We start from the raw sequence: 23,174 nt of genomic DNA on the forward strand, positions 1-23,174 counted from the left end.
GGCCTGTTGATGAGTCACACCACACACGCGCCGCATCAGCGGCCCGTTGCCGGCGACAGCGGCGCGGCCCCCACCGCGCCGCCCCGGCGACGACGCCGTGCGACCTCTGCGCAGTGGACGGCCTTGGCGTTCATCGCCCCGGTCGCCTGCTACCTCGCCGTCTTCTACGCCTATCCCCTCTACCGCAACCTCGATCTGAGCCTGCGCAACTACACGGTCCGCTCCTTCGTCCAGGGCAACGCCCCGTTCACCGGTTTGGACAACTACCGCACAATCTTCGACGACCCGACCTTCACCCCGGCCCTCGTGCACACCGCCGTGTTCACCGCCGTGTGCCTGCTCTTCCAGTACGCGATCGGCCTGGCACTCACGGTCTTCTTCCACCAGCACTTCCGGCTGTCGGCCACCCTGCGGGCGCTGTTCCTGGTGCCGTGGCTGCTGCCGCTGATCGTGTCCGCCTCCACCTGGTCGTGGATGCTCAACTCCGACTCCGGCATCGTCAACGCCACCCTGAACGCGGTCGGCATCGGCCCGGTGAACTGGCTGACCTCACCCACCTGGTCCCTCGCCTCGGTGATCATCGCGAACATCTGGATCGGTGTCCCCTTCAACCTGGTCGTCCTCTACAGCGGCCTGCAGTCCATCCCCGCCGGCCTCTACGAAGCGGCCGCCCTCGACGGGGCGAACGCCTGGCGGCGTTTTTGGTCCATCACCTTCCCCCTGCTGCGCCCGGTCTCCGCGATCACCCTCCTGCTCGGCCTGGTGTACACCCTGAAGGTCTTCGACATCATCTGGATCATGACCAAGGGCGGACCCGCCGACTCCTCGACCACGTTCGCGACCTGGTCCTACCAGCTCGGCTTCGGCAGCCTCCTGCCGGCTTTCGGGCCCGGAGCGGCCGTGGGCAACCTCCTGGTCGTCGCCGCCCTCGTCTTCGGCCTGATCTACCTGCGCATCCAGCGAAAGCAGGCCCTGACATGACCGCAACCACCCTCAACCCCCGAAGCCGAACCTGGGGCAAGACGGTCATCGGGGTCGTTTTGACTGGGGTGATGCTGTTCCCGGTGTACTGGATGGTGAATGTGTCCTTCACCCGCGACCAGGACATGCGCAAGTCCCCGCCCAACCTGTTCCCGGTCAACGGGACGCTGGCCGGCTACCGCACCGTCCTTACCGAGCAGCTGCCCTACCTCGCCACCAGCCTCGTCGTCGCCCTGGGCACCGTCGCCCTGACCGTGGCGCTGGCCGCGCCCGCGGGATACGCGCTGGCGAAGCTGCGCCCCCGCGGCGGCGGCATCCTCAGCTTCCTCCTGCTGGCCGCGCAGATGATCCCCGGCATCATCATGGCGATGGGCTTCTACGCCATCTACCTCCAACTCGGCGTCCTGCAGTCCCTCCCCGGCCTGATCGTCGCCGACTCCACCCTCGCCGTCCCCTTCGCGGTCCTCATCTTCACCGCGTTCATGACCTCGATCCCGGGTGAACTCATCCAGGCCGCGCAGATGGACGGAGCACGGCCCCTGCGCACGTTCTGGTCGATCGTCCTGCCGATGAGCCGCAACTCGATCGTCACGGTGTCCCTGTTCGCGTTTTTGTGGTCCTGGTCCGACTTCATCTTCGCCAGCACGCTGGTCAACGGCGGCACGCACGAGCCGATCACCCTGGGCATCTACCACTACATCGGCAACAACAACCAGCAGTGGAACGCCATCATGGCCACCGCCGTCGTGGCCTCCCTGCCCGCCACGGTCATCCTCGTCCTCGCCCAGCGCTACGTCGCCGCAGGCGTCACCGCCGGCGCCGTCAAAGACTAGATCCCCCCACTCCTACCTGGTCCCCACCGCCCGTCCGCACCCCGGACGGCCGACCACCCCTGCCCGAGAAACGAGTACCGCCGCCATGACCGCCGCACCCTCCGGCCCGACCTTCTCCGTCCAGGACATCCCCTTCAGCACCCACGGATCCTGGTTCGGCATCTCACCCGTGCTGGCGGAAAAGACGCGCGCCCAGGACCTCCACCTCGTCTCCCACCAGAACGGCATGCACCCGGTCCTGCGGCTGCTTCCCCTCGATCCGGCGACGGGCGAGCGGGCCGCGACCCACATCGAGGCCACACCCGCCCTGCTCACCTGGACCGGCGACGAGGGACGCATCGACCTCGCCTACGAGTCGCCGGACACCGTACGCGTCAACGGCACCGGTCTCGGGTTCGGTGTCAGCGCCGCGGCTCCGGCCTTGACCCCCTTCAGCGGGACCTATTTCTATCGCGACCCGGTGGACGGCGCGCATGTGTTCACGTCCTACGAAACCGGGCGTCGCTACCGGATCACCGTGCTGTCCGGTTCGGTGGCCGATGTGTCCGGTTCGCAGGCCCTGGGTGCCGGCGAGCGCGGTCTCACGGTCACTGCTGAGGCCGACGGATCGTGGGAGGTCGCGATCGAGGAACTCGACAGCGCGCGAGTGCCCTTCCTTTCGGCGGCTCCGTTCAGCGAGGTCATGAAGGCCGCGCGGCAGTCGTTCGCGGACTTCGTCGACGCGGTCGCTCCCTGGCGCACCCCCGACACCCCCGCCGCCGAACTCGCCGCCTACGTCCTGTGGTCGGCCACCGTCCGCCCCGCAGGCCTGCTCACCCGCCCCGGCGTCCTCATGTCCAAACACTGGATGGACAAGGTCTGGAGCTGGGACCACTGCTTCAACGCCCTCGCCCTGGCCCCCGGCCACCCCCACCTCGCCTGGGACCAATACCACCTCCCCTTCGACCACCAGGACGCCACCGGCGCCCTGCCCGACTCCGTCACCCACTCCGAAGTCCTCCACAACTTCGTCAAACCCCCCATCCACGGCTGGGCCCTCGCACACCTGCGCCGCCTCCTGCCCACACCGATAGGGCAGGCCGAACTCACCGAGACCTACGACAGGCTGACCCGCTGGACCGAGTTCTGGCTCACCGCCCGCCGCGCCCCCGGCAACGCCCTGCCCCACTACCAGCACGGCAACGACAGCGGCTGGGACAACGCCACCACCTTCGACCCCGAACGCGTCATCATCACCGCCGACCTCGCCGCCTTCCTCACCCTCCAACTCCACCAACTCGCCGAACTCGCAACCGAGTTGGGGCACACGGAAGACGCCGCCCGCTGGCAGCAAACCGCCACCGAAACCCAAACCGCCCTGCTCGACCAGCTCTGGACCGGCGACCGGTTCGTGGCCCAAAGCGTCCACACCTCACACACCTGGAGCACATCCAGCCTCCTGGACCTCATGCCCATCACCCTCGGCGAACACCTCCCACCCCACATCAGCAACACACTCGCCGACCGCATCCAAACCCACCTCACCCCCCACGGCCTCGCCACCGAACTCCCCACCTCCCCCCACTACCTCCCTGACGGCTACTGGCGCGGCCCCATCTGGGCCCCCGCCACCGTCCTCATCGAAGACGGCCTGCGCCGCGCCGGCCACCACCACCTCGCCGACGACATCAGCACCCGCTTCCGCACCCTGTGCGAAACCCACGGCTTCGCCGAAAACTTCGACGCCCTCACCGGCACCGGCCTCCGCGACCGCGCCTACACCTGGACCGCCGCCAGTTACCTCCTCCTCGCCCGCGACCACCACCACCGCCACCACGAGCACCATCACCACGCGGACGAGGGGGCCGACGGCGTCGTCACCCCCGTCTCCTGACCCGCGAGACGCCCGCGAACCGCGCCACAGGCGATCCCCAGGTCGCCCCGCGAGCGACAACCACCCAAACGTCCGGCACGGGGGCCGGCGCAGCAACAACCAGCCGCATCAGGCGCATCAGGCGCATCCCTGAAGGGACGTATGCACATGCCACGAATCGGGCAAAGACGCTCGACCGCGAGCCGGCTTCTCCACGGCCTCACCAAGTCGGTGCTCTCGCTGACCGTCATAGTCGGCGCCACCACCGTGCTGGCGACGCCGGCCTCCGCAGCCGACCCCACCCTCACCGTCGACCTCGGCACCAGCACCGGCGCCTTCCGGGGCGGCGCGTCCGGGGCGCTGTACGGGCTGTACGGACCGGACGTACCGACGAACAACCTCATCGAGGGAATGGGGCTGAAGACCACCAACACCAAGTACCAGGACGGTCAGCAGCACCCCGGCTCGGACGCCCTGGAGATCGCCAAGCCCTTCACCGACAGCGGCGGCGGGGACGTCTTCATCTACATGACGGACGTCTACCGGGCCAACTACGAGCGCGCGAGCTACGCGGCCTACCAGGCGACCATGAAGACCCAGGTCGAGCAGGCGATGGCCAGCCCCTACGCGAGCCACATCGTCTTCATCCCCTATAACGAGCCCGACCTGAACTGGTTCAGCGGCATGCGCACCAACGCCACGGCGCTGGCCAACTTCAACGCCGAGTGGCGTCAGACCTACAACTTCATCAAGGGCATCTGGCCCCAGGCGCGGCTCGCGGGACCCAACACCTCCAGCTACACCTCCTCCTCCCTCAGCGGCTTCCTCACCTACTGCAAGGCCAACAACTGCCTGCCCGACGTGGTGACCTGGCACACCCTGGGCAGCCCGGCAGACGTCCGCAGCACCGTCGACTCCTACCGCGCGGTGGAGACCGCCGCCGGCATCACCTCCCCCATCACCGTCAACCTCAACGAGTACGCCCACCGCTACCACCTGACCGACCCCGGTCAAATGGTCCAGTGGATCGGGGCTATCGAGGACGAGAAGATCGACGGGAACCTGCCGTACTGGAACATCAACGGCAACCTCGGTGACTCCGCCGCCGCCCAGAACACGCCCAACGCCCAGTGGTGGCTGTACAACTGGTACAGCTCCATGAGCGGCAACACCGTCAAGGTCACGAGCACGGGCGCCAACGCCGCGTACACCCTCCAGGGCCTGGCGAGCCTGGACACCGCGAAGAAGCAGGCGCGGGTCATCCTCGCCGGTGGCGGCACCAGCGGCGCCTCCAACACGGTCATCAAGAACATCGACCCCGCGGTCTTCGGCAGCACCGTGCACGTCAGCGTGTTCCAGGACCGCTACAGCGGCTACATCGGCGCGGCGGCCACCCCGACCCGGCTCTCCGACGCCGACGTCGCCGTGGCCTCCGACGGTTCGATCACGCTCCCCATCACCCTTGACCGCATGTCCGCCTACGAGGTGATCGTCTCCCCGGGTGGCACCGGCAGCGCCACCGCCTCGGACAGCACCTGGACGGGCACGTACGAGGCCGAGAACGCCACGCTCAGCGGCAGCGGCTACAACATCAACACCGAGGGCACCACCGGCAACGTCGGCGGCTTCGCCACCTCCGGCACCAAGGACGTCGGAGGCCTGCGCACCGGCTCGACCACGGTGATCTCCTTCCCCGTCAACGTTCCCACCACCGGCGACTACGACCTGTCGGTGTTCGGCAACAGCTACGCCAAGGACGCCGACGTCAAGGGCCCGACGAACGTGTACATGCGGGTCGACGGCGGCGCCTCGACCAGGATGGACATACCGGTGGGCTTCCAGTGGGTGGTGTGGGGGCACAGCGACACCACCGTGCACCTCACCGCGGGCAGCCACGCCATCACCCTGGCCACCACCGGCGACAACGGCGCGACGACCATCGGTGACGCGATCATCGACAAGATCGACCTGCGGTACAAGGACGCCTCCGTCCAGGGCACCACGCTCTACGAGGCCGAGCAGGCCAACCTGTCGGACAGCGGCACCGCCGCCTACACGTCCCAGGGCCAGTCCGGCGCCGGCGCGGTAAACCTCACCTCCGGCAAGTCCGCCACCTTCTGGGTCTACTCCGCGCGGGACGGCTACGCCGACCTGACCGCCCGCTACCGCAACACCGGCCAGGCCTCACTCACCGTCAACGGCAAGGCCGCCGACGACCAGACCCTCTCCGGGGCAACGACCGGAGCCTGGTCCACGTCGACCAACCGCGTCTACCTCAACGGCGGCATCAACAAGGTCAAGGTGACCGGCAGCAGCGGCACCCTGGCCCTGGACGACCTGGCCGTCACCCCGTTCAGCGCCACCGACGCCGTCACCACCGGGAACGTCGTCACCTACCAGGCCGAGAGCGGCACCCTCACCGGCACCGCGGCCACCGACACCACGTACAGCCAGGCCAACGGCGGCGTCGTCACCGGCATCGGCAACGGAACCGCCAACTCCCTCACCCTCAACGTCAACGCGCCCACGGCCGGCACGTACGCCATGACCATGCGCTACGCCAACAACGAGGAACTGCCCTCCAACCACTACAACCCCGACCTGTACGCCGAGCACGCGGACGTCAGCGTCAACGGCGGCACCTCCACCCGCGTCAACTTCGCGAGCACCCTGCACTGGAACCAGTTCAACGACTACACCGTCCCCGTGACCCTCACGAAGGGCGCCAACACCGTCAAGTTCACCGCCTCGCAGCTCTACAACTACGACGGCACCACCATCGGTCTCGTCTACTCCGGCGGCGGCAGCGACATCGGACAGCCCATGCGCTCCAGCTCCGCGCCCCACCTCGACCAGGTCTCCTTCGCACCCGCGAGCCTGCACATCGGCGCCTCGACCGGCTTCTCCTCCACGGCCGTCGCCCAGCACAGCTCGCTCTGCCTCGAAGACCCCGCCCAGTCCACCGCCGACGGCACCCAGTACCAGCAGAACACCTGCGGTACCGGCCAGGAGCAGATCTTCGACTTCCACCCCGTCGCCGGTACGACCGACACGTACACCGTGGTCAACCACTCCAGCGGCAAGTGTCTGGACGTCTCCGCCCTCTCCACGGCCAACGGGGCCGCCGTCCAGCAGTGGACCTGCCTCAACGGCACCAACCAGCGGTTCACGCTGAGGGCGGTCACCGCGCTCGGCAACAGCCACGACTACCAGTTGGTCGCCGTACACAGCGGCAAGTGCGTCGACGTCAGCACCATCTCCACCGCGCCCGGCGCCCTCGTCCACCAGTGGACCTGCGACACCGGGAGCACGCTGACGACCAAGAAGAACCAGATCTGGCGGCTCAGCGGCAAGAGCTGACGCTCCATACAAGGGAATGAAGGCATGAAGGCATGAGGGCCACGACCGGGTGTCGTGGCCCTCTCCGCTGCCGGCCCCTAGGGGCCGGCCCAGGGACAACAGGGGGGCTAACCCCAGTGCCAGGTGGTTGCGGTTTCCCTACCGTGGTGTGCATGACGGGTATGGAGACGACGGGCGCGCACGACGCCGACCTGAAGAAGGACCTCAGCGCCACCCTGCACGCCCGCAGGGACCTGGGCAACGAGTACGAGTCCGCGTTGATCGACTCGTTCCTGGAGAAGGTCGACCAGCGGATCGACGACTCGGTGGAGCGCCGGGTCCGGCGGCAGCTCGCCGAACAGCAGATGGTGGTGGCGCGCGACTCGCGCGGGCCCAAATCGACCGACACCTTCGGCGAGCGCTTCGGCTTCGCCATCGTCTCCCTGGTCCTGGCGATACCCCTGTCCGCCATCGGCGGCGCCATGGGGGACCTCCCCGGCCTGCTCGTCGCGTGGGCCGGCATCGTGGGCGTCAACGCGTTCCAGGCGACCCGCGGTACGACGTGGCTCTTCGGCGGACGCCGTCAGCGCGGGTCCGACAGGGACAGCGACGCCTGGGAGGACTGACCCGCCCCGGAAGCCGCCCGAAAACCCGCGCCGGAAAAAGCTGTGCGCGGGGACCGCCGCACCCCCGGTGTTACCCGGAGGGCGGGACGACGGCGGTCCCCGCGAGGGACGCGAGCCGGGTCAGGGCCGGGCTTGGCGCGTCCAGGGCGTCGGTGGAGGTCCGGGAGCCGCTCCGGAGGTCCGTGACGCCGTTTTGGTGCCGGCCTGGGCGGGGAGCCGCTCCCGCCCTTGCCGACATCCACCAATCTGCCGGACTCGTGTTAAGCGTGTGCTGCGCGGACGTGACACCCTCGTACCACTTCCACGAAGTTCTCCGCCCGGAAGGCATCCGAAAGGAATCGGAACGGGACATCGCGGCACACACCGCAAATTCCTCTCCGCCACGCCCCGTTCACCGGACGTTTCCTATTGACTGAATGTCACCTGCCGACCGGATGCTTCCTACTGCTTGCCGCCCTTGGCGAGGAACGCCAGCAGGTCCTGCCGGCTGACGACGCCCTTGGGCTTGCCCTCGACCAGCACGATCGCCGCGTCGGCGGCGCCGAGTACGGACATCAGGTCGCCGACCGGCTCGCCGGAGCCGACCTGGGGCAGCGGCGGCGACATGTGCTTGTCCAGCGGGTCGTCGAGCGAGGCCCGCTGGGTGAACAGCGCGTCGAGCAGCTCCCGCTCGACGACCGAGCCGACGACCTCCGCCGCCATGACATCGGGGTGACCGGCGCCGGGCTTCACGATGGGCATCTGGGAGACGCCGTACTCACGCAGCACCTCGATGGCCTGGCCGACGGTCTCGTCCGGGTGCATGTGCACGAGGGAGGGGATGTGCCCGTGTTCCTTGTCGTCGAGGACGTCGGCGACGCGCGCGGAGGGGCCGGTGTCCTCCAGGAAGCCGTAGTCCGCCATCCACTCGTCGTTGAAGATCTTGCTGAGGTATCCGCGTCCGCTGTCGGGCAGCAGCACGACGACGACATCGTCCGGCCCGAGCCGCTCGGCGACCCGCAGTGCGGCGACGACGGCCATCCCGCAGGAGCCGCCCACCAGCAGGCCCTCCTCCTTGGCGAGGCGCCGGGTCATCTGGAAGGAGTCCTTGTCGGACACGGCGATGATCTCGTCGGCGACGGTCCGGTCGTAGGCGGTGGGCCAGAAGTCCTCCCCCACCCCTTCGACGAGGTACGGCCGTCCGGAGCCGCCGGAGTAGACGGACCCTTCCGGGTCGGCCCCGACGACCTGGACACGCCCGTCGCTGGCGTCCTTCAGATAGCGCCCGGTCCCGGAAATGGTCCCGCCGGTGCCGACGCCGGCCACGAAGTGGGTGATGCGCCCGTCCGTCTGCTCCCACAGCTCGGGGCCGGTGGAGTGATAGTGCGAGAGGGGGTTGTCGGGGTTGGAGTACTGGTCGGGCTTCCAGGCGCCCGGCGTCTCCCGCACCAGCCGGTCGGACACGTTGTAGTACGAGTCCGGGTGCTCGGGGTCGACGGCGGTGGGGCAGACCACCACGTCGGCGCCGTACGCACGCATCACGTTGATCTTGTCGGTGGAGACCTTGTCAGGGCAGACGAAGATGCACTTGTAGCCCTTCTGCTGGGCCACGATGGCGAGCCCGACCCCGGTGTTTCCGCTGGTCGGCTCGACAATCGTGCCGCCCGGCTGGAGCGCGCCGCTCTTCTCCGCCGCCTCGATCATGCGCAGGGCGATGCGGTCCTTCACGGACCCGCCGGGGTTGAAGTACTCGACCTTCGCGAGGACGGTCGCCTGAATGCCCGCGGTCACACTGTTGAGCCTCAGCAGCGGGGTGTTGCCGACGAGGCTGATCATCGAGTCGTGGAATCGCACCGTTGTCTCCGGTTGCCGCACATGAATGTGGTCGTCATTGGTCCCGCCAGCCTAAGGCTCCGCCCCGGCATTCACCTCACGTCACGATTGGCGGACGGTCGGTACGGGGCAAGGAGTGGTTGTACGGCTACGAGGAGGTGGCGGCGACGCATGACGAGCATGTCCAGGGCAAGAGTGGCCAGGCGTATCGCGGCCGGAGCTGCGTACGGCGGTGGCGGGGTCGGTCTGGTGAGCGCGGCGGCCGTGGGACTGGTGCTGGCCGAGGTACGGATGGCGAGACGCCAGGTGGGCAACGGCGGCGGTCCGCATCCGCCGAGCGCGGACGGCCTGTACGGACGCGGGTACGCCACCCCCGGTGAACCCCCGCTCAGACTTGTCCTCCTCGGCGACTCGACTGCGGCCGGCCAGGGCGTCCACCGGGCCCGCCAGACCCCGGGCGCGCTGCTCGCCTCGGGTCTCTCGGCGGTCGCGGAACGCCCGGTGGAGCTGCGCAACGTGGCGCTGCCCGGCGCCCAGTCCGACGACCTGGACCGCCAGGTGGGGCTGACCGTCTCGGGGTCCGACGAGATCCCCGACATCTGCGTGATCATGGTCGGCGCGAACGACGTCACCCACCGGATGCCCCCGACGCGCTCGGTCCGCCACCTCTCCTCGGCGGTACGGCGTCTCCGTACGGCGGGCGCGGAGGTGGTCGTGGGCACGTGTCCCGACCTGGGCACCGTCGAACAGGTCCAGCAGCCCCTGCGGTGGCTGGCCCGCCGCGCATCCCGCCATCTGGCGGCGGCCCAGACGATCGGGGTCGTCGAACAGGGGGGTCGTACGGTGTCGCTGGGCGACCTGCTCGGCCCCGAGTTCGAGGCGAATCCGCGCGAGTTGTTCGGCCCGGACAACTACCACCCCTCCGCGGAGGGGTACGCGACGGCGGCGATGGCCGTACTCCCCACGGTGTGCGCGGCGCTGGGCCTGTGGCCGGCGGAAGAGGAGCGCCCGGACGCGTCCCGCCGCGAGGGCTTCCTGCCGGTGGCGCGTGCGGCAGCGGAGGCGGCCTCGGAACCGGGCACAGAGGTCACGGCGGCGATGCCGACGGGGCCGAGGGGCCCCTGGGCCCTGCTCAAGCGCAGGCGCCGGCGGCGGGTCCCGGCAACGGACCCGGCCCCAACGTCGACCACGTCGAGGGGGGCTTCGGGCAACTGAGTCCGGCGAGGGCTTGCCGGCCCCTCCGTGAGGTGTCACGGAGGGGCCGAGGTCAAATCGACCTGGCGTCAGGGGAGTTCACCCACAAACTCCGTCGCCGGGGCCGTTTCATGGCAGGCGCAGGTGCACACCAGGTACCGCACTCCAGGTACGCCGGTGTCGCGAGGTTCGGCGTCCCGGCAGCGGGGGGGTGTCCCAGGACGCAGCGGGGGGAACGGAACGGGGCTTCCGGTGCCCAGGTCGGCAGGCGGCTCATCCCGGGGTCCTCTCCCCGCCGAGGCCCGATCCACCGACCAGCGGAATCACGTACCAATGCGCACCCTTGGCGTCCTGGTGATCGTCCCTGTGCCCCTGCGGGAGGACGCATGCGCCGGTTTCGCTGAGAATCGGGGCGCGGTAGAAGAGGGAGGCGCGGGTGATCCCACACCGTTTCGCCGAGTCGATGGGGTCCGAGGTCATTCCGCACCTCCTCCGTCGTACGCACGCCGGTAGCTCGCCCACAGCTCCTGTCCGTCCAGGCAGCCGTCCCGCGCCGTGCGGACACGCTTGCAGTGGGCGCACTTGCGGGCGTGCTCGAACCAGAGGCGGTAGGCGCGCAGCATCGGCAACTCGGTCTGCCGTACGCCGACTTTGGTCCCGGTCATCGGGCGCTCACCCCGCTCAGTACGGCGTGGATGTCCCGGGTGTCCGCGTCGATACCGAAGTCCGCGGCCAACACCGCGACCGTCCGACGACGCAACCGCACCGCCCGTTCCCGCGCGGCCCGGTACGGACGTACACGAGCCGTACTGAGGGAGGCGGCCATCTCCGGAGCCCGGTCCATGACGTCGGGCAGGTAGGGCCGCACGAGCCGGGACGCCGAACCGTCCAGGGGTGCCCGGTCGGTGCTGTACGGCGACCGCCGCCGACACGGCACCCGCTCCGCCGGATGCCCGTGCTGCTTAACGTTCTCACTGGTCGTTGTCATGACAGCACGCCCCGGCGTCAGAGGTTTCCGGCGGGTGCCTGTCGGTGGGATCAGGCAGGTGAGCACCCGGAGAACCAGGGTCACCACAACCCAGTGCAGCGCGGCAGCGCTACGCTCGGCCATGTTCATCAACTCCTATCAGTTGGTGGGCCACGCCCCGGGAGTCCTGACCGACTCGCCGGGGTCTGTCGATTCAGAGAATACGCGCATTCGCGCATTCGCGGTCGCTCGGTTTCGCGAAGACGCATACGTTCGAGTCATGGATCTCGACCGGAGCAAACCCGTATGGACCCAGATCGCCGATGAGCTGCGACGCAGGATCGACGCGGGCACGTACGTCCCCGGGGAACGCTTCCCTGCCGTCGTGGACCTCGCTACGGAGTTCGATGTCGCGGCGTCGACAATCCAGAAAGCCGTTGCCGCACTGCGGTCGGAAGGCAGACTTCGCACTGTGCTGGGACAGGGCTCGTTCGTCGAGGGTGCAGTGCGAGCCGGGCAGTAACCGGGGGCGGCCGTCCGGGTTGGATTCGCCTTCTGGTGCTGCCTCATAGAGGACAGGCTGAATGCGCCTGCGCCTCTTGGACTACGCACCTGTGCCAACTTGCGCGGCGAAGTCGGCGCGTGGAAGCGTGTCCGGCCCACGGGCAGGGCTGGGCTCTGCGGAGTCCGATCGCCGAGCGCGAGACGTGAGCGCCGCGCAGGGTCAGCCAAGGTGCTGCTGGAAGAAGGTGGCCGCCTCCTTGCCGACACTGACACGTGCGGCCGGGTCGGCGGGTTCCGGTGCGAAGAAGTCGTCGTGGCGAACGTCCGGGCCGGCCGAGCGGCCACTCGCCGTAGGGATGTGTTCGAGGTACGGCTTGATGTCCACTTCGTACAGGCTGATCGTGTCCGCTCCGCCCCAGCGGATGTCCACCGGCACCTGCACGGTTGCCAGGCTCTCCGGGGTCACGAGACCGCCGACGCCTGGGGCCACTGTGAAGACCGCTCGTACTCGGGGATCCGAGAGGTCCGCTGCTGCGGTGTCCAGCGTGCGCCGCGACGACTCATCGTCCGGGTACATCTTTCGCAGCGCTGCCGATGCGCCGGGGAACTCTGGGATCTCCGGCAAAGGAACCACACCCGTCAGAACCGCCCGCAAGCCTTCAGGATCGATACGGGCTCCGGCCAGCGCCACCGCCGTATAACCGCCCAGGGAGAAGCCTGCCGCGCCCACTGCGCCAAGGGGTTGTTCCCGAGCGAGCGCGTCGAGAGCGAAGGAGACGTCCCAGGGCCGTTCCCATACATGGAGGAAGCCCTCGGGTTCGTAGCCGTCGACGAAGTTGTTGCCGTGGTGGTCCAGGGCCATCACCCGGAAACCTGCCGCGCGCAGCGGCTGTACCAGCCACTCCATGTCGCTGCCCGATCCTCCGGTACCGTGCGAGACGACGACCAAGGGGGCGGACGCGGCCAACGGACGGTCCGGCTCCCACAGATAGAGGCGGACAGGACGCGGACGAGCTGGATTTCGCAGGTCATGGCGGGACTCGTCGTAGAGGACACGTATCTGCGGCTGTTCCTGCCCAGGGATCGTCATGGCGGCATCGTAGAGAGACCGGCCTGCCCTGACACCGCTGTCCGATCAGGCGCAGAGCTGTCGACGACATGGCTCTTTCCGGCCGCCAGCCCGGACAGCCGATGAGCGAGTCCGCTTGGGCTCGGGTTCGCCGCTCCGCACGCTCGCGAGTTCAGTTGCGCGGTGGCAACTCCTGATCCAGAAGCCGTAGTACCTCCTGCTGACGCCGATGAAATCCGGGCAGCAGCGGCTGCACGAGGGCGAGATGCTCCGCATTCGGCAAGCCCCGGTGAGCGGGCGGCTGCGCCGGGTGATGCCGATCAAGGGCCTTGTTCATCGAAGCACAGAACAGGTACACCGTCCCCATTGCCTGCGAGTCGAAAATGACATGTCCGGCCGCCACTGAATCGACCGGACCACATACGCCTTCGACCAAAGCTCTCAGCACATCCACGGCGACCGCCGGATCACCGTACGGATCCCACCGGGCATGTATGAGGGCAGTGCGCATACCCTCTGCCAACTCCGAAGCTGACGGCTTCGCCAGACCGTTCGCCATCCCCGCATCGTCTCAGCCTGGCTCGCGGAAGACCATACTGAACCAGCTACTCTCCGTGACCGAGGTCATGAATGCCATGCGAATACACGACACCTCAACGTGCGAGCCCACCAGCCGCTCTCCCCCAACGCCCCCTCACAGCCCACCCTCCTCCGGCTCCCCCACCCGAGGCAGCCGCACCGTGAAAACCGCCCCCCTGCCAGGCGCACTGTCCGCAGCGACGGTTCCCCCGTGTGACTCCACGAGTTGGCGCACGATGGACAGCCCCAGGCCGCTCCCCCCAGTGCGTCTGCTGCGGGACTTCTCTGCTCGCCAGAAGCGGTCGAAGACGTGGGGCAGGTCTTCCGGCGCGATGCCGTCCCCGGTGTCGCGCACGGTCAGTATCGCCTCGTTCGCCGTCTGCCGGGCGGCGAGGGCGACCGTGCCCCCTGCCCCCGTGTGCCGCAGCGCGTTGGAGACGAGGTTGCCCAGGACCTGCCGCATGCGCACCGGATCGGCGTCCATCCAGAGCCCGGGATCGGCGTCCGCCCGCAGGTGGACGTCCGCTGCTTCGGCTCGGCTGCGATGGGCCGCGGCGACCTGGCCGATCAGCTCGTCGGCGGCCAGCGGTTCCCGGTGCAGGCGCAGGGTGCCCGCGTCGCCCGCGGCCAGGTCGCTCAGGTCGTCGATGATGTGCTGCAGTTGCAGCGCCTCGTCGTGCAGGGAGGCGAGGAGATCGGGGTCGGGGTCGAGCAGTCCGTCGCGGGTGACCTCCAGCCACCCGCGGATATTGGTCAGCGGGGTGCGCAGTTCGTGGGCGATGTCGCTGACCATGGCCTTCCTCTGGGCTTCCATCTGTTCCCGGCGCGCGGTCAGGTCGTTGAAGGCGGCGGCCAGGAAGCCCGTCTCGTCCTTGGTCGTGACGGCGACCCGCGCGTGGTGCTCGGGCGGCTGCCGGGCCGCGGCGGTCAGGGCGCGCAGGGGGCGTACGAGACGGACGGCGACGAGGGCGGTCAGGGTGATCGTGACGGCCAGGACGAGACCGGTGACTCCGACGATCTTGGTCTTGTTGGCGGGTGAGAGGTCGAAGCCCGACCGCTGTTGCTCGCGGTCGCCGAGATAGAGGGTCGCCGGTGCGGCCACATAGGGGTCGAGCTGGGTTCGGCGCGCGGTGTCGATGCAGTTCTGCGTCTGTTGGTCGCCGATCGTCCTGTCGGACATCCCGGGGACGATGTCTTCGCCGAACAGTTTGCGCAGCGAGGGGTCCACCTTGACCACCTGTTTGAGGTCGCCGGAGAGACAGCCGGTCATCAGCTTCCCGAGGGCCTCCAGCGCCGCGCTCTCGCTGGGCATCGCCGAGTTGTCCGCCGCGTCGGCGCACTGCGAGACCACGGTCTCCGAGGTGCCCTCGGGGATGGCGACCGTACGACCGCTGGGCATCCGCTCGATGTGGCCGCCCCCGCCGAACTGGGTCAGGCACTTCACCCGTCGCCCCGCCGTCGCGCTCACCTCCCTGACCTCGCCGGGGGACAGCCGATAGGGCCCCACCGCCCGGGGGTCGATGCCGGCGAGCTGGGCACCGGGCTCACTGTAGGTGTCGATGCGCAGCGGGTCGACGGTGGCCGAGGCGCGGGCGGGCAGCGCGGTGCCGGGGGCGGCGGAGTCGGCGATGAGCTTTCCGTACGCTGTGGTCAGGGCGATACGCCGGTCCAGGGTGCGGGAGAGCGTGCGCACGGTGGACTCGACGCCGTCCCAGTCGGCGTGGGTCGCGGCGTAGCCGCTCAGCCGGCTCAGGAGCTCGGAGTCGTCGGAGAGCACCTGCCCGCGTTCCTCCTGGATGGCCCGCGTGGTCAGCTGCACGGCCAGCCACGCGGTGGCGCCGACGGACAGCATCGCGATCGCCACGGAGGTGAGCAGCAGCCGTACGAGCAGACTCTTGCGCCACGGAATGCGGGAAACGGGCGGCGTCCCTCCGTCCGGGCCGGTCACGCGGGACCCCGGTCGCCCGAGAGAGCCCCGCCCTCGACCAGCTTGTACCCGACCCCGAACACCGTCAGCAGCCGTACGGGGCTGCTCGGGTCCGGCTCGATCTTCTTCCGCAGGTTCATGATGTGCATGGTCACGGCGCGCTCGGTGGACGCCCGGTCGTAACCGCGCGTGTGTTCCAGCAACTGGCGTCGTGAGAAGACGCGTTCGGGCTCGGCGACCATCGCGTTCAGGATCGCGAACTCGCCCGGTGTGCAGCCGACCTCCGTGCCGTCGCAGGTGACCTCGTGGCGTACGGGGTCGACGGTGATGGCCCCGAGCCGCAGTACGGGGGACTCCTCGACGGGGCGCAGGGTGCGGCGCAGCACGATGCGGATGCGTGCCAGCAGTTCCCGGGGGCTGTACGGCTTGGTCATGTAGTCGTCCGCGCCGAGGTCGAGGCCGAGCAGCAGATCGTCCTCGGCGGAGCGGGCCGTGAGCATCAGCACCGGTATGTCCGCGTCCCGGCGCAGCACACGGCAGACGCCGAACCCGTCGAGGCCCGGCAGCATGACGTCGAGGATCACCAGATCGGGCCGGCGGTCGCGGGCCGCGTCGAGAGCGGCCCGTCCGTCAGAGACGACGACGGCCTCATGGCCTTCCTTGACCAGGAGCCGGCGGATCAACTCGGCCTGCATACCGTCGTCTTCGGCGATCAGAATATATGCGCACACGCAGGTGACCCTAGGTGTGCCGAGGCCTCGCGGGCACGGTGAACGGGCCTCGTGCGGCCCTTCCCACATCCTGACCCGACCCTGACCACTTCCTGATATCCGTTCTCCACGCTGGCCCCATGCACAGCGGAGAATCCATACATCACACCGGCCCGGCCCCTCGCGTCCCAGCCCGGTCCGCCCTGGCGCTGCTGGCTGTCTCGGTGTGCCTGCTGGCCGGCTGCGGCTCCGGAGCGTCGGACGCGAAGAACCCCGGCGGGGACCCCGCGAGGAAACCCGCGCAGGCCGCCGGGGACGCCGCGGGGACGTCCGCGCAGGCCGCCGGAGCGGCGACGGGACCCCGGCTGGAGCTGCGGGCCGCCGACAGGCAGGAGCATGTCCCGGTCACCACCGGCGGCCGGGTCACGGTCGAGGGAGGCACGATCACCAAGGTGTCCCTGTCCGGCCCGGACGGACGGGCGGTGCCGGGCGAACGGTCCCCGGACAAGCGGAGTTGGGCCCCCTCGGCCGACCTGGAGCACGGGACGGCCTACCGGCTGACCACCGAGGCCACCGGCGCCGACGGCCACCGCACGACCCGTACCGTGGCCTTCACAACTCTTGCCGAGGCCGACCGGTTCACCGGCACCCACACCCCGGAGAACGGCTCCACGGTGGGTGTGGGCATGCCGGTCTCGTTCACCTTCGACAAGGCGATCACCGACAGGAAGGCCGTCGAGTCCGCCGTCGAGGTCAGTGCCGACAGCGGCCAGACCGTCGTGGGCCACTGGTTCGGCGGGCAGCGCCTCGACTTCCGTCCCGAGGAGTACTGGAAGGCCGGCTCCACGGTCACCGTCAGGATCCGCCTCGCCGGGGTGAAGGGGGCCGCCGACGCGTACGGCGAACAGGACAAGACCCTCCGGTTCAAGGTCGGCCGCAGCCAGGTGTCCACCGTGGACGCCGCCGCCCACACCATGAACGTCGTCCGGGACGGCCGCACCGTACGGCGCATCCCGATCACCGCGGGCGCCGCCTCGTCACCCACCTGGAACGGCCGGATGGTCATCTCCGAGAAGCTGATGTCGACGCGCATGAACGGTGCCACGGTCGGTTTCGCCGGCCAGTACGACATCCCCGACGTCCCGCACGCCATGCGGCTGTCCACCTCGGGCACCTTCATCCACGGCAACTACTGGGGTGACGACTCCGTCTTCGGCCGGTCCAACATCAGCCACGGCTGTGTGGGGCTCAACGACGCCAAGGGCGGCGGCGATTCGGGCCAGGACGCGGCCTGGTTCTACGACAACTCCCTTCTCGGCGACGTGGTCGTGGTGAAAAACTCCGATGACAAGGTGATCGCACCCGACAACGGGCTCAACGGCTGGAACATGCCGTGGAGCGAGTGGAAGGCCGGTTCGGCGCGATGAGGCACCTCTTCTCCTCTCTGGGTTCCCGGCTGCCGGTTCCCGCCCCGGTCCCGGTTCTGGCGCTGACGCTGACCCTCGCCCTGGCCGGGTGCGGCGGCCCCGGCGGTCCCGGCGGCGCCGGAGCAACCGGGGACGCCCCCTCGACCGCGACCAGTACGCAGGACGCCCGCGCGGTCCCGCCCGGCACGGCTGACGCCGGATCAGGACCGAACGCGGCCGGCGGAGCCGCGGCCACGCCCGCTCCCGCCGCCTCGGCCGACCTGCCGGGCCTCGGCCCCCGGACACTCGCCCGCGTCCCCGCCACCGCCCGGCAGGTCCTCGTCGTCACCGGCGAGGACAAGAACTCCCCGTCGTCGCAGGTGGTGCTGTACCGGCGTACCGGCGACGGCTGGATCGCGGGGCGGACCTGGGCCGCCCACAACGCGCTCCGGGGCTGGACCGAGGAGCATCACGCGGGCGATCTGCGCTCCCCGATCGGGGTGTTCACCCTCAGCGACGCGGGCGGACTGCTCACCGACCCGGGCACGAAGCTGCCGTACGACCGGTCCAGTGCCTTCACCATCGGCGGCACCGGATTCGAGGGCGAGCCGCTGGCCGGCTCCTTCGATTACGTGGTCGCGATCGACTACAACCGCAGACGGGGCACCTCCCCGCTCGACTGGACCCGTCCCCTCGGCGCGAACAAGGGCGGCGGCATCTGGCTGCACGTCGACCACGGCGGCCCCACCCACGGCTGCGTGAGCCTGGCACCGGAGCACATGAAGGACCTGCTGCGCACCCTCGACCCGGCACTGCACCCGGTGATCGTGATGGGGGACGACACGTCCCTCGAACGGTGAGGACGCGCGTCTTCAGGGCGCCAAGGCCAAGTAGGAGCCCGCCCCACTTTCGCGGGACGGGCTCCTACGGCATCACATGTCAGGCGCTCACCCGACCCGGTACCCCCGGATCACCCGGTACTCCACCGCACCCCCGTCCGCGAACCCGGCACTCGCCCGCAGCGACACGTACCCGCCGGGCACGGGCCGTCCGGGCAGCGGCATCAGCCACGCGTCCCGCCCGGTCTTCGCCAGGTGCGCCTTGCGCCAGTTCTTCCCGTCGTCGTAGGACACCTCCACGGACACGGACCGCACCGCCGAAGCAGCCGCCCCCGGCTGCCGTACCAGTCGCATCGGGACGACCGGCAGCCCGCCCGTGTTGTTCCGGTCGACGACCGGTGCGAAGTCGAACGCCGACAGTCCGAGCGCCGTCTGGCCGCCGCTCGTCTCGCCCGAGCGGAAGGTCCAGGAGCCGCTGACGCTCGTACCGAGGTCGAAGCCGCCGCCTTTCGCGCTGCGTTCGGCGGAGTACTCCAGGCGGTAGGTCGCCTCGGCCGCCGGGACCGTGCCCGAGGCGTCCGTCCACGGGTAGTCCAGTTCCACGATTTTCCGGTCGCCGTAGTAGAAGGCGACCCTGCTCGTGTCGTACGCCGAGTAGCCGGTGTGGCCGGCCTGGTCGCCCGCCATGGGGACGTTGAAGGACAGCCGGTTGCCGTCCCGGACGACGGTCGTCGTGCGGCTGAAGCGCGGGCCGGGTACCGCCTTCTGCCACTCCGTCGTGTAGCGCTTGCCGGGCCGGTAGGTCTCGTAGTTCGTCAGGAACTGCGTCTGGAAGGTGCCGTCGGCCGCGTACTGGTTGTAGCGCGTCTCCCACATCGTGTCGGCGGCCTTGTAGTAGACGGTCCGGGGGCGGCCCGGGGTGTCGAACCAGATGGCACCCGCCGACAGCGCGCTGCCGCCCTCCGGCGGGAAGCCGAAGTTGTGCGTGAACGCCCTCGACTGCCCTCCCGAAGTCACCGAGTAGTACTGGTGTTTCACCGTCGCCAGTTCGCTCTGCCGCACCACCCGGCTGAAGTTCGTCGGCAGGTGCCCCCGCTCGAACCACACCAGCACGTATTCGTACGGCGAGTCGTCGTACGTGCCCTCCGCGTTCTTCTTCGCCCAGAAGCCGCGTACGTCCGCCACCAGCGTGCCCTCTCCCGGGCCCACGTCGTCACCCAGCGCGGCGGTGAACAGCTTGTCGTAGGAGTCGGCGATGGCCCGCATGCCCAGGCCCATCCCGTTGGTGAGTCGGCGGTCGAAGCCGACCGCCGCCAGGCGCAGACTCGCGTCCTTGCGCGGGAGGGTCGCCGAGACCGGTGTGCCCTTGCGCGCGTCGAGGACGATCTCGCTGTCGCCGGTCACCGTGAGGGTGGGGCGGACCAGCAGGGTCGTACTGCCGTCCGTCGGTGTGACGACCGACGCGTTCACCGTGTAGCTGCCCGCCGGGAGGGCCACCGTGCCCGAGCCCGAGGGGTACACGAAGCGGTAGACCGAGCCGTCCAGGCTCGTGATGTCGGTCCAGAAGTCGGTGGCCGGGTTGCCCGCGCGGTCGACGACCTTGACCGTCAGGTCGTGGGTGGGCGTGGCCTTGGTGATGGTCAGGGGTACGCGGACCGAGGCTTTGGTGGTCGCGTCCGTGCCGACCAGCGCGCCCTGGAACACCCCCGTACCGCTCTGCACGCGCGTGTCGGCGGTCACCGTCACCTCGACAGATCCGCCCGCCGGTACGGTCGCGCGCTCCGGGCTGACCGTGAACATGCCCGTCGGGGCGGGCGAGCCCTCCGGCCCGCTCACTCGCGCCGCCAGGTCCAGGGTCACCGGCTCCGTGCCGTCGTTGCGGTACGTCACCGTCCTGACGACCGGTATGTCATCGTCCGCCGGGGCGGCCTGTGTGCCCAGGGGCAGGGCCGTCGGCGAGGCGAGGACCGACTGGTGGATCGCCCGGGCGACGTCCACCCGGCCCGCGCCCTGCGCGTTGACGTTCGCGCCGGGAGTCGCCGTCACCGACGCCATCAGGGCCGCCTTCAGCTCGGCCGCCCGCCAGTTCGGGTGCTGTCCGGCGAGCAGGGCCGCCGCTCCGGCCACGTGCGGGGTGGCCATGGAGGTGCCGGAGAGGGAGGTGTAGCCGGGCTCCACCTCGATGTACTCGCTGCCCGCGTGCGCGGCACGGGCGGCGACGATGTCCACGCCGGGTGCGGTGATCTCCGGCTTGATCGCGCCGTCCTCGCGCGGGCCCCGGCTGGAGAAGGACGCCATGACGTCCTGCTTGTCGACGGCGCCCACGGAGAGCGCGGCGTCCGCCGTGGACGGGGAGTCGACCGAGCCGTCCGCGCCGCCGTCGTTACCGGCCGCCACCACGAAGAGGGCGCCGGTCTTCGCCGTCAGCGTGTTGACCGCCTCCTCCAGCACGTCCAGTCCCGGGGTGTCGTCACCGGCGAGGCTCATGTTGATCACCCTCGCGCGAGGGGCGGCCCACTCCATTCCGGCCAGGATCGACGACTCGGCGCAGTCACGGTCACTGCACACCTTCCCGACGATCAGCGAGGCCCCGGGCGCGACCCCCTTGTACTTCCCGCCGCCGCCGGCCACCGTCGACGCCACATGCGTGCCGTGACCGACGTTGTCGTCGGCGTCGGGCGCGTCCGTGAAGTTCACCGCCTCCGTGACCCGTCCGGCCAGGTCGGGATGGGTCGCGTCGTACCCGGTGTCGAGGACCGCGACGGTCACGCCGCTGCCGTCGTACCCCGCCTGCCAGGCCGTCGGCGCGCCGATCTGCGGCACACTCCGGTCCAGGGCGACCTGCCGCTTCCCGTCCAGCCAGAGCTTCGCGACACCGCTCGCGGCGCGCAGCCCGGTCGTACGGCTGCCCTCGGTCACCCCCTCCCAGAAGGCGCCCGCCGTCTCCTTGCCCACGGCCACCGCCGCGCCGTCGACCGCGCGCAGGGCACGGGTCACCCGGGCTCCGTCCGTGGCGCGCAGACCGCGGCTGCCGAGCGTCGCGTCGGTGTACGTCACGATCACGGGCAGTACGGCCGTGGCGGCGTCGTCGTACCCGGCCGCGACGAGCCCCGTCACGTCGAACAGCCGCTCGTCGACCTGGCCGCCGGTGACCAGGCGCAGGGCGTCGTTCGGTACGACGTACTGGTGGCCGTCGCGCTCGAACTGCTGGAAGCCCGTCGCCTCGCGGCCCGGCCCGGGCTCGACGGCCACACCGGCTCCCGACAGGTCCACGCGGTCGCCGGTGACGAGGGTGACGCGATGGGTGGTGGCGTCCTGCGGTCCGGTTCCGCGGGTCCAGGCAGGGACAGCGCCACTGTCCGTCGCGCCGGAGGCCGGCGCGGCCACCGCGACTCCCTGCACCAATAAGGCGGTTACCAGTGCGCCGGCCAGCTTTCGAGACATGCGGGACATACGGCCTCCCCTGTGCCGGTGGTGACTCCGGTTGCGGTCGACTGTCCCGCCGGACGCGATCTTCCGGGTACTCCCAACCGCCCATAACATCGCGCTATGGATCTGGAGTTCCGCCACTTACGCGTCCTGAACGCGATCGCCGAAGCCGGCTCCATCACCCGCGCGGCGGCGGCCCTCGGCTTCACCCAGCCCGCCCTGACCGCCCAACTCCAGCGCATCGAGCGCCTGTTGGGCGGTTCGCTGTTTGTACGGGCCGGCAGCGGCTCCCGGCCCACGGCGTTCGGCGCGATGGTGCTGGCGCACGCGCACGGCATCCTCACGGCCCACGAGGACCTCATGCGTGACGTACGGCAGCGGGGCCCCGAGGACTCCGACCTGACCGCGCTGCGGCTCGGCTCGGTCCCCGGCCCGCTCACCGCCGTACTGGTGACCACCGCGCGCCAACTGCTCCCCCGGGCCGAGATCACCCTGCACACCTGCGACACCGAGGAGGAGCAGCTCGAGCTGCTCGCCACCGGCCGGCTCGACTTCGGCCTGGCCGTGGACTACCCGGAGTACGAGCTGCCACTGCGCCGCGAACTCAGCGACGCCCTTCTCGCCGTGGACCCCGTCTTCGTGCTGATCTCCGAACAGCACCCGCTCGCCGCCGGCACCGACATCCCGCTCTCGGCCCTCTCCGGCGAGGCCTGGCTCGTCGGGGAGAACAAGGACGTACGGATGCGGGCGCAGTTCCGGGCCGCCTGCCGGCGGGCCGGGTTCGTCCCGCGCCGGGTGCAGCGGCTGAGCGCGAGCGTGGTGTTCCCGCTGGTCGGGCAGGGGCACGGGGTGGCTCTCGCGCATCCGCTGGTGACCGAGCGCGAGGGTGTCGTCGTACGGCCGCTGGCCGGGGACCCGATGGGTGTGCGGCAACGGTTGGTGTGGGCCACGGGCAGTCCCCTGGCCGAGCACGCGCCCGCGCTGCGCGACGCTCTCAGGAAGGCGTACCGGTCGGAGGTGCAACGGGCGGGCGTTTACTGGAAGTGGCTGGAGGACAAGGGCCGGACGAGCCCCTCCGACCCTGCCTGAGCAAGCGCTTAGAAAAGT

The 23,174-nt window shown here is 69.9% G+C and carries 19 protein-coding genes; 10 read left to right on the forward strand and 9 right to left on the reverse strand.

Going from position 1 to position 23,174, the window contains the following annotated elements:
• Positions 1 to 9 precede the first annotated feature (9 nt).
• The 5 genes from PV396_RS38390 to PV396_RS38410 all read left to right on the forward strand — a co-directional run bounded on the left by PV396_RS38390 (position 10) and on the right by PV396_RS38410 (position 7,631).
• On the forward strand, positions 10 to 981 hold the full coding sequence (locus PV396_RS38390) for a sugar ABC transporter permease (protein ID WP_319212785.1): 972 nt from the start codon (positions 10 to 12) through the stop codon (positions 979 to 981).
• On the forward strand, positions 978 to 1,814 hold the full coding sequence (locus PV396_RS38395) for a carbohydrate ABC transporter permease (RefSeq protein WP_319212787.1): 837 nt from the start codon (positions 978 to 980) through the stop codon (positions 1,812 to 1,814). Before PV396_RS38390 ends, PV396_RS38395 begins: the two co-directional genes overlap by 4 nt.
• Positions 1,815 to 1,899: 85 nt before the next feature.
• The gene (locus tag PV396_RS38400) at positions 1,900 to 3,687 is read left to right on the forward strand and encodes an amylo-alpha-1,6-glucosidase (protein WP_319212788.1); all 1,788 of its coding nucleotides are present in this window, start codon (positions 1,900 to 1,902) and stop codon (positions 3,685 to 3,687) included.
• A 147-nt stretch (positions 3,688 to 3,834) separates the two neighbouring features.
• Positions 3,835 to 7,026, forward strand: coding sequence for an RICIN domain-containing protein (locus PV396_RS38405; protein WP_319212790.1), 3,192 nt, complete (start codon positions 3,835 to 3,837; stop codon positions 7,024 to 7,026).
• A 152-nt stretch (positions 7,027 to 7,178) separates the two neighbouring features.
• On the forward strand, positions 7,179 to 7,631 hold the full coding sequence (locus PV396_RS38410) for a hypothetical protein (RefSeq protein WP_319212792.1): 453 nt from the start codon (positions 7,179 to 7,181) through the stop codon (positions 7,629 to 7,631).
• 441 nt (positions 7,632 to 8,072) lie between these two features.
• Here PV396_RS38410 and PV396_RS38415 read toward each other — a convergent pair whose 3' ends face one another.
• Entirely contained in the window at positions 8,073 to 9,464 is a 1,392-nt protein-coding gene (locus tag PV396_RS38415) for a cystathionine beta-synthase (RefSeq protein WP_319212794.1), read from the reverse strand.
• 150 nt (positions 9,465 to 9,614) lie between these two features.
• Between PV396_RS38415 and PV396_RS38420 the strand changes: the two genes are divergently transcribed.
• A complete protein-coding gene (locus PV396_RS38420) occupies positions 9,615 to 10,658 on the forward strand; it encodes an SGNH/GDSL hydrolase family protein (RefSeq protein WP_319212796.1) in 1,044 nt (347 codons plus the stop codon).
• Positions 10,659 to 10,910: 252 nt separating this feature from the next.
• Here the strand turns inward: PV396_RS38420 and PV396_RS38425 are convergent, their stop codons facing one another.
• Genes PV396_RS38425 through PV396_RS38435 form a run of 3 tightly spaced genes read right to left on the reverse strand, consistent with a single transcriptional unit; the run spans position 10,911 to position 11,625 of the window.
• Positions 10,911 to 11,117: a hypothetical protein gene (locus PV396_RS38425; RefSeq protein ID WP_319212798.1), complete on the reverse strand. Its 207-nt coding sequence runs from the start codon at positions 11,115 to 11,117 to the stop codon at positions 10,911 to 10,913.
• Positions 11,114 to 11,302, reverse strand: coding sequence for a hypothetical protein (locus tag PV396_RS38430; RefSeq protein WP_319212800.1), 189 nt, complete (start codon positions 11,300 to 11,302; stop codon positions 11,114 to 11,116). The genes PV396_RS38425 and PV396_RS38430 overlap by 4 nt, the downstream gene beginning before the upstream one ends.
• Positions 11,299 to 11,625: a hypothetical protein gene (locus tag PV396_RS38435; protein ID WP_319212802.1), complete on the reverse strand. Its 327-nt coding sequence runs from the start codon at positions 11,623 to 11,625 to the stop codon at positions 11,299 to 11,301. Before PV396_RS38435 ends, PV396_RS38430 begins: the two co-directional genes overlap by 4 nt.
• A gap of 259 nt (positions 11,626 to 11,884) precedes the next feature.
• Here PV396_RS38435 and PV396_RS38440 point away from each other — a divergent pair, with 259 nt between their 5' ends.
• Positions 11,885 to 12,127, forward strand: a complete 243-nt coding sequence (locus PV396_RS38440) for a GntR family transcriptional regulator (RefSeq protein WP_319212804.1) — start codon at positions 11,885 to 11,887, stop codon at positions 12,125 to 12,127.
• Positions 12,128 to 12,328: 201 nt separating this feature from the next.
• Here the strand turns inward: PV396_RS38440 and PV396_RS38445 are convergent, their stop codons facing one another.
• The 4 genes from PV396_RS38445 to PV396_RS38460 form a co-directional block, all read right to left on the reverse strand.
• Positions 12,329 to 13,198: a hypothetical protein gene (locus PV396_RS38445; protein WP_319212806.1), complete on the reverse strand. Its 870-nt coding sequence runs from the start codon at positions 13,196 to 13,198 to the stop codon at positions 12,329 to 12,331.
• 151 nt (positions 13,199 to 13,349) lie between these two features.
• A complete protein-coding gene (locus PV396_RS38450) occupies positions 13,350 to 13,736 on the reverse strand; it encodes a hypothetical protein (RefSeq protein WP_319212808.1) in 387 nt (128 codons plus the stop codon).
• Between the two features lie 135 nt (positions 13,737 to 13,871).
• A complete protein-coding gene (locus PV396_RS38455) occupies positions 13,872 to 15,704 on the reverse strand; it encodes a HAMP domain-containing sensor histidine kinase (RefSeq protein ID WP_319212810.1) in 1,833 nt (610 codons plus the stop codon).
• On the reverse strand, positions 15,701 to 16,414 hold the full coding sequence (locus tag PV396_RS38460) for a response regulator transcription factor (RefSeq protein WP_319212812.1): 714 nt from the start codon (positions 16,412 to 16,414) through the stop codon (positions 15,701 to 15,703). Before PV396_RS38460 ends, PV396_RS38455 begins: the two co-directional genes overlap by 4 nt.
• Before the next feature lie 119 nt (positions 16,415 to 16,533).
• On the opposite strand from PV396_RS38460, the gene PV396_RS38465 reads away from it, so the two are divergent.
• Positions 16,534 to 17,820, forward strand: coding sequence for a L,D-transpeptidase (locus tag PV396_RS38465; RefSeq protein ID WP_319212814.1), 1,287 nt, complete (start codon positions 16,534 to 16,536; stop codon positions 17,818 to 17,820).
• On the forward strand, positions 17,817 to 18,659 hold the full coding sequence (locus PV396_RS38470; RefSeq protein WP_319212848.1) for a L,D-transpeptidase family protein: 843 nt from the start codon (positions 17,817 to 17,819) through the stop codon (positions 18,657 to 18,659). Before PV396_RS38465 ends, PV396_RS38470 begins: the two co-directional genes overlap by 4 nt.
• A gap of 87 nt (positions 18,660 to 18,746) precedes the next feature.
• Here PV396_RS38470 and PV396_RS38475 read toward each other — a convergent pair whose 3' ends face one another.
• The gene (locus tag PV396_RS38475; protein ID WP_319212816.1) at positions 18,747 to 22,091 is read right to left on the reverse strand and encodes a S8 family serine peptidase; all 3,345 of its coding nucleotides are present in this window, start codon (positions 22,089 to 22,091) and stop codon (positions 18,747 to 18,749) included.
• A gap of 96 nt (positions 22,092 to 22,187) precedes the next feature.
• Here PV396_RS38475 and PV396_RS38480 point away from each other — a divergent pair, with 96 nt between their 5' ends.
• Positions 22,188 to 23,156 (forward strand): LysR family transcriptional regulator, encoded by a 969-nt coding sequence (locus PV396_RS38480; RefSeq protein ID WP_319212817.1) that lies wholly within the window; start codon positions 22,188 to 22,190, stop codon positions 23,154 to 23,156.
• Positions 23,157 to 23,174 lie beyond the last annotated feature (18 nt).

Origin of the sequence: Streptomyces sp. ME02-8801-2C (assembly GCF_033793965.1) — a bacterium.
In the GTDB taxonomy this organism is placed as follows: Bacteria; Actinomycetota; Actinomycetes; order Streptomycetales; family Streptomycetaceae; genus Streptomyces.